This is a genomic window from Nocardioides sp. CPCC 206348 (assembly GCF_048654705.1).
Lineage (GTDB): Bacteria > Actinomycetota > Actinomycetes > Propionibacteriales > Nocardioidaceae > Nocardioides.
This window is the reverse complement of sequence record NZ_JBMCZA010000004.1, coordinates 1-5,521: the sequence shown is the minus strand read 5'-3', so window position 1 is coordinate 5,521 and position 5,521 is coordinate 1. Positions and strand designations below refer to the sequence as shown.

The following is a 5,521-nucleotide window of genomic DNA, read 5'->3' as shown; positions in this document are numbered from 1 at the left end:
AATGTATGTCCGGCGGCGTCCTACTCTCCCACAGCCTCTCGGTTGCAGTACCATCGGCGCTGGCAGGCTTAACTTCCGGGTTCGGGATGGGACCGGGTGTTTCCCTGCCGCTATGGCCGCCGTAACTCTATTACCCCTCTGTCCCACCAATGGTGTGTGGGAGTTCTCCCCTGGTCGGGGTGAACCCGCCTGCACCTGGTGGTGTTGGGGGTGGTTCATAGTGGACGCGTGTTTGTGGTGCCCCTGTGTTTGTTAAGTGTGTTGGGGATTTGTTGTGGCAAGTCTTCGGCCTATTAGTACCGGTCGGCTGGGCATTGCTGCTGTACACCTCCGGCCTATCAACCCAATAATCTTTTGGGGGCCTTAACCCCACAAGGGGGTGGGAAACCTCATCTTGAAACGTGCTTCCCGCTTAGATGCGTTCAGCGGTTATCACTTCCGAACGTAGCCAACCAGCCATGCACCTGGCGGTACAACTGGCACACCAGAGGTTCGTCCATCCCGGTCCTCTCGTACTAGGGACAGCCTTTCTCAAGTTTCCTACGCGCGCGGCGGATAGGGACCGAACTGTCTCACGACGTTCTAAACCCAGCTCGCGTGCCGCTTTAATGGGCGAACAGCCCAACCCTTGGGACCTACTCCAGCCCCAGGATGCGACGAGCCGACATCGAGGTGCCAAACCATCCCGTCGATATGGACTCTTGGGGAAGATCAGCCTGTTATCCCCGGGGTACCTTTTATCCGTTGAGCGACAACGCTTCCACTCGCAGTTGCCGGATCACTAGTTCCGACTTTCGTCCCTGCTCGACATGTCTGTCTCACAGTCAAGCTCCCTTGTGCACTTACACTCAACACCTGATTGCCAACCAGGCTGAGGGAACCTTTGAGCGCCTCCGTTACTCTTTAGGAGGCAACCGCCCCAGTTAAACTACCCATCAGGCACTGTCCCTGAACCAGATCATGGCCCTAGGTTAGACATCTAGTACGACCAGAGTGGTATTTCAACGTTGACTCCACAACCACTGGCGTGGCTGCTTCAAAGTCTCCCACCTATCCTACACAAGCCGAACCAAACACCAATGCCAAACTATAGTAAAGGTCCCGGGGTCTTTCCGTCCTGCCGCGCGTAACGAGCATCTTTACTCGTAGTGCAATTTCGCCGAGTCCATGGTTGAGACAGCGCCCAAGTCGTTACTCCATTCGTGCAGGTCGGAACTTACCCGACAAGGAATTTCGCTACCTTAGGATGGTTATAGTTACCACCGCCGTTTACTGGGGCTTAAATTCTGAGCTTCGACTTGCGTCTAACCCGTCCTCTTAACCTTCCAGCACCGGGCAGGAGTCAGTCCGTATACATCGTCTTACAACTTCGCACGGACCTGTGTTTTTAGTAAACAGTCGCTTGGGCCTGGTCTCTGCGGCCCTTCACGCTCACCCAGCAAGTGGGGTCACGATCCGGGCCCCCCTTCTCCCGAAGTTACGGGGGCATTTTGCCGAGTTCCTTAACCATGGTTGTCTCGATCGCCTTAGTATTCTCTACTTGATCACCTGAGTCGGTTTGGGGTACGGGCGGCTCATGGCTCGCTAGAGGTTTTTCTCGGCAGCATAGGATCATCCACTTCCCCCATACGGGGTCGGCATCACGTCTCAGGGTCACCAACCAAATGGCCACGTGGCGGATTTGCCTACCACGTCCCCTACACGCTTACCCGCCGTCTACCATCGCGGCGGTTGGACTACCTTCCTGCGTCACCCCATCGCTTGACTACTACCGGTTCGGGTTCCACGCTCCGCTCCAACCCCTCGGCCCGAAGGCTCTGGTAGATGAAGTTTCGGGTGGTTAGCATTACCGGGCTCATCATGGGCGCCATTTCGCCGGTACGGGAATATCAACCCGTTGTCCATCGACTACGCCTGTCGGCCTCGCCTTAGGTCCCGACTTACCCAGGGCAGATTAGCTTGACCCTGGAACCCTTGATCATTCGGCGCACGGGTTTCTCGCCCGTGATTCGCTACTCATGCCTGCATTCTCACTCGTGTGGCGTCCACGGCTGGATCACTCCGCCGCTTCACTCGCCACACGACGCTCCCCTACCCATCGACGCCTCTGAACCACGAAGGCTTGAGTTAATACGTCGATGCCATGGCTTCGGCGGGCGGCTTGAGCCCCGCTACATTGTCGGCGCGGAATCACTTGACCAGTGAGCTATTACGCACTCTTTCAAGGGTGGCTGCTTCCAAGCCAACCTCCTGGTTGTCACTGCGACTCCACATCCTTTTCCACTTAGCCGCCTCTTAGGGGCCTTAGCCGATGGTCTGGGCTGTTTCCCTCTCGACTACGAACCTTATCGCCCGCAGTCTCACTGCCACGCTTACACTTACCGGCATTCGGAGTTTGGCTAACGTCAGTAACCTGGTCGGGCCCATCGGCTATCCAGTGCTCTACCTCCGGCAAGAAACACGCAACGCTGCACCTAAATGCATTTCGGGGAGAACCAGCTATCACGGAGTTTGATTGGCCTTTCACCCCTACCCACAGGTCATCCCCTCAGTTTTCAACCTAAGTGGGTTCGGTCCTCCACGCCGTCTTACCGGCGCTTCAACCTGCCCATGGGTAGATCACTCCGCTTCGGGTCTTGAGCGTGCGACTAAAGCGCCCTATTCAGACTCGCTTTCGCTACGGCTTCCCCACACGGGTTAACCTCGCCACACACCGCAAACTCGCAGGCTCATTCTTCAAAAGGCACGCTATCACCCACACAAGGAAGGCTCTAACGGATTGTAGGCACATGGTTTCAGGTACTATTTCACTCCCCGCCAGGGGTACTTTTCACCTTTCCCTCACGGTACTTGTCCGCTATCGGTCATCGAGGAGTATTTAGGCTTAACGGGTGGTCCCGCCAGATTCACACACCATTCCAGGAGTGGCGTGTTACTTGGGAGATACCGAACACAGCCAGCATCTATCGTCTACGGGGCTATCACCCGCTACGGCACCGCTTTCCAACGGACTTCGACCTCAACACTGGTTTCTGACTGTGCGTCACACCGGCAGGCGCAACAACGATATTCCCACGACCCCTACACCGCAACGTCTGCCGACTATCACACGATATAGGTTTAGCCTCATCCGATTTCGCTCGCCACTACTCTCGGAATCACGGTTGTTTTCTCTTCCTGTGGGTACTGAGATGTTTCACTTCCCCACGTTCCCTCCACACACCCTATTTTATTCAGATGTGGGTAACTGGACATAACTCCAGCTGGGTTTCCCCATTCGGACATCCCCGGATCAACGCTCGGTTGCCAACTCCCCAGGGCATTTCGCAGGCTCCCACGTCCTTCATCGGCTCTCGATGCCAAGGCATCCACCATGTGCCCTTAATAACTTGCCCACAACAAACCACCAACACACACAACAACCACTCAAACAACAGGGCGCCATACATGCAGTGCTTCGCGTGGATAACTCAAATTCTCAAGAACACTAAAACAATCACGAAACAACACAAACAAAAACCGCCCACCACCAACGTGCTCACCCCCTCGAACAACAAGGAGCCTGAACAACGCATCGTGCGGGCGGATGCTCGCGTCCACTATGAATAAATCAAACAACCAAGAAGCCCAACCAGCTCACCCACCCCAATCCCGCAAGGGATCTACCAGGGAAGGCTCGTCTGATGCCTCAGATACCCAACAGCGTGTCAGCACACCCACACCAACCAACAACACCATCCAGAAAGGACAGCAACTGTCGACCAGGCAAGTAAGAAATGTTGTGTTCCACTAGTGAACAACCCAAAGTTTCAGCGACACATTCGGCCACCGAGCAGGGTGTGCTCCTTAGAAAGGAGGTGATCCAGCCGCACCTTCCGGTACGGCTACCTTGTTACGACTTCGTCCCAATCGCCAGCCCCACCTTCGACGGCTCCTTCCACAAGGGTTAGGCCACCGGCTTCGGGTGTTGCCGACTTTCGTGACGTGACGGGCGGTGTGTACAAGGCCCGGGAACGTATTCACCGCAGCGTTGCTGATCTGCGATTACTAGCGACTCCGACTTCATGGGGTCGAGTTGCAGACCCCAATCCGAACTGAGACCGGCTTTTTGGGATTCGCTCCCCCTCACGGGATCGCAGCCCTTTGTACCGGCCATTGTAGCATGCGTGAAGCCCTGGACATAAGGGGCATGATGACTTGACGTCATCCCCACCTTCCTCCGAGTTGACCCCGGCAGTCTCCTATGAGTCCCCACCATTACGTGCTGGCAACATAGAACGAGGGTTGCGCTCGTTGCGGGACTTAACCCAACATCTCACGACACGAGCTGACGACAGCCATGCACCACCTGTACACCAGTATCAAAGAGACCCCCATCTCTGGGGGCTTCCGGTGTATGTCAAACCCAGGTAAGGTTCTTCGCGTTGCATCGAATTAATCCGCATGCTCCGCCGCTTGTGCGGGCCCCCGTCAATTCCTTTGAGTTTTAGCCTTGCGGCCGTACTCCCCAGGCGGGGCGCTTAATGCGTTAGCTACGGCACGGAACCCATGGAATAGGTCCCACACCTAGCGCCCAACGTTTACGGTGTGGACTACCAGGGTATCTAATCCTGTTCGCTCCCCACACTTTCGCTCCTCAGCGTCAGGTAATGCCCAGAGAACCGCCTTCGCCACCGGTGTTCCTCCTGATATCTGCGCATTTCACCGCTACACCAGGAATTCCATTCTCCCCTGCATACCTCTAGTCTGCCCGTATCGAAAGCAAGCCATGAGTTAAGCCCATGGTTTTCACTCCCGACGCGACAAACCGCCTACGAGCCCTTTACGCCCAATAATTCCGGACAACGCTCGGACCCTACGTATTACCGCGGCTGCTGGCACGTAGTTGGCCGGTCCTTCTTCTGTACCTACCGTCACTTTCGCTTCGTCGGTACTGAAAGAGGTTTACAACCCGAAGGCCGTCATCCCTCACGCGGCGTTGCTGGATCAGGCTTCCGCCCATTGTCCAATATTCCCCACTGCTGCCTCCCGTAGGAGTCTGGGCCGTGTCTCAGTCCCAGTGTGACCGGTCACCCTCTCAGGCCGGTTACCCGTCAAAGCCTTGGTGAGCCATTACCTCACCAACAAGCTGATAGGCCGCGAGCACATCCTGCGCCGAAAAAACTTTCCACACACCCCCATGCAGGGACATGTCATATCCGGTATTAATCACCGTTTCCGGTGGCTATCCCAGAGCGCAGGGCAGATTACTCACGTGTTACTCACCCGTTCGCCGCTCGAGTACCCCCGAAAGGGCCTTTCCGCTCGACTTGCATGTGTTAAGCACGCCGCCAGCGTTCGTCCTGAGCCAGGATCAAACTCTCCATAAGAAAATCCAATACTGACAAACAACAAACCCTGACAAGTATCACTACTAATCAGAATCAATCATATTGCCGAAACCACACACCAACCACCCAAAGGCAGTCAGCGCAAAACAGTCACAACAATCTATATGCATGACACACTGTTGAGTTCTCAA

General features: G+C 55.6%; 3 rRNA genes. All 3 read right to left on the bottom strand.

Annotation, left to right across the window (positions count from 1 at the left end):
- Positions 1–7: 7 nt before the first annotated feature.
- The 3 genes from rrf to ACOADB_RS00020 all read right to left on the bottom strand — a co-directional run bounded on the left by rrf (position 8) and on the right by ACOADB_RS00020 (position 5,369).
- Positions 8–124 (bottom strand): 5S ribosomal RNA (gene rrf / locus ACOADB_RS00030).
- Between the two features lie 149 nt (positions 125–273).
- A 23S ribosomal RNA gene (locus ACOADB_RS00025) occupies positions 274–3,395 on the bottom strand.
- A gap of 455 nt (positions 3,396–3,850) precedes the next feature.
- Positions 3,851–5,369 (bottom strand): 16S ribosomal RNA (locus ACOADB_RS00020).
- The 16S, 23S and 5S rRNA genes sit together here, the layout of an rRNA operon.
- Between the last annotated feature and the right edge of the window lie 152 nt (positions 5,370–5,521).